Source organism: Sphingobacterium alimentarium (assembly GCF_004342685.1).
Lineage (GTDB): Bacteria > Bacteroidota > Bacteroidia > Sphingobacteriales > Sphingobacteriaceae > Sphingobacterium > Sphingobacterium alimentarium.
The window spans coordinates 1-1,339 of record NZ_SMBZ01000102.1 but is presented as its reverse complement, the minus strand read 5'-3'; the positions used below and the strand labels follow the sequence as shown (position 1 = coordinate 1,339).

Genomic DNA, 1,339 nt, shown 5'->3' with positions numbered 1-1,339 from the left:
GTATCCGGCCTATCAAGTACATATTTAAATAACGTTTTTTAGGTTCTACATTTGCTTGCATGAATTTATCAATAAGTAAACGCGAGCGGATGCTTTCCTTAGTGGATCAGTGGCGCAGAAGTGGTCAGACACGGAAGGACTTTTGTTTATCTCATGGGCTCAAGGTATGCACTTTGGGTTATTGGATCATACGTAGTGATGAACAGAATAGCGACCCTGGGTTCAAGGAAGTTCTACTGGCTCCACAGCCTTCAGGGCGTATTGAAATTGTATATCCGAATGGAGTTAAAATCAATGCCGGTGGAGATCTTAATATGATTTCCAGACTTATCCATCTTTACTAAGGTGTTTTCACTAGGATCTTCTCATCGTTTCTATCTCTATGATGGTTTCTGCGACATGCGGAAATCATTTGATGGCCTCTGTGGACTGGTCAGCTCTGCTATGAAACGGCAAGCTACCAGCGGAGAAGTGTTCGTGTTTTTGAACCATAGCCGTACGCACATGAAGCTACTGCACTGGGAAAAAGGGGGCTTTGTGTTATACTATAAACGTTTGGAAAGCGGAACTTTTGTAGCACCCCATGTAAAAAACGGAGAGTTGTCCTGGAGTGATCTGGTACTCATGGTTGAAGGGATACAGGTTGTAAAAAGCATCCGGAAAAAGCGTTTTTCTCTGCTTTAAAAACAGCTTTTAAATAGGAATAAAGCAGCCTTTTTCGTATATTTACACTATGGAAACAGCGCTGGAAAATCTCTCAAAGGAAGACCTTATCAAGGTTATTTCCGGTCGTGATGAAATGATCCGGTCACTATCAAAAGACTCCTCCTCTAAAGATGAAAAGATAGATTATCTGGAATCACAGCTTGCCATGTACAAACGCATGCAGTTCGGCCAGAAGCGCGAGCGCTTTGAAGGCGATCCCAACCAGACGATGCTTCCATTCCAGGCAGAGCCTGCAGAAGTGGAGCTGCAGCAGGAAATAATTAAGGAGAAAATCGAATATACCCGTAAACGTCCGAATCATAAAGGACGTGCAAAATTGCCCGCCCACCTACCTGTAGAGGAAATTGAGATCTACCCGGAAGGGGATCTGTCTGAAATGGTATGCATCGGTAAAGAAATTACTGATGAACTGGAGTGTGAGCCTGCCAAGTTCTACATCAAACGTTATATCCGTTATAAATACGCAGCAAAGGATGGCTCCAATGTATCCATCGCCGAACTTCCAGAACGAGTAATCGACAAAGGAATCCCGGGACCAAGCCTACTAGCCATGATCCTAGCCGATAAGTATCTCGATCATCTCCCATTATATCGTCAAAAACAACGCTTCGCC

3 protein-coding genes are annotated in these 1,339 nt (G+C 43.8%); all 3 read left to right on the top strand.

Features of this window, described 5'->3' with window-relative positions; translation table 11 throughout:
* The first annotated feature begins 59 nt into the window (after window positions 1–59).
* Complete coding sequence (gene tnpA / locus EDC17_RS17680) at window positions 60–344, top strand: IS66 family insertion sequence element accessory protein TnpA (protein ID WP_260045451.1); 285 nt, start codon at window positions 60–62, stop codon at window positions 342–344.
* Window position 345: 1 nt separating this feature from the next.
* Window positions 346–684: an IS66 family insertion sequence element accessory protein TnpB gene (gene tnpB / locus EDC17_RS16740; RefSeq protein ID WP_260045450.1), complete on the top strand. Its 339-nt coding sequence runs from the start codon at window positions 346–348 to the stop codon at window positions 682–684.
* A 49-nt stretch (window positions 685–733) separates the two neighbouring features.
* Window positions 734–1,339 (top strand): IS66 family transposase (locus tag EDC17_RS16735; protein ID WP_165894457.1); only part of this gene is annotated, 606 nt, incomplete at its 3' end.

What these genes read in the sequence shown, in the direction of transcription:
- tnpA (WP_260045451.1), top strand. Translation starts at nt 60, where the DNA reads ATGAATTTATCAATAAGTAAACGCGAGCGGATGCTTTCCTTAGTGGAT.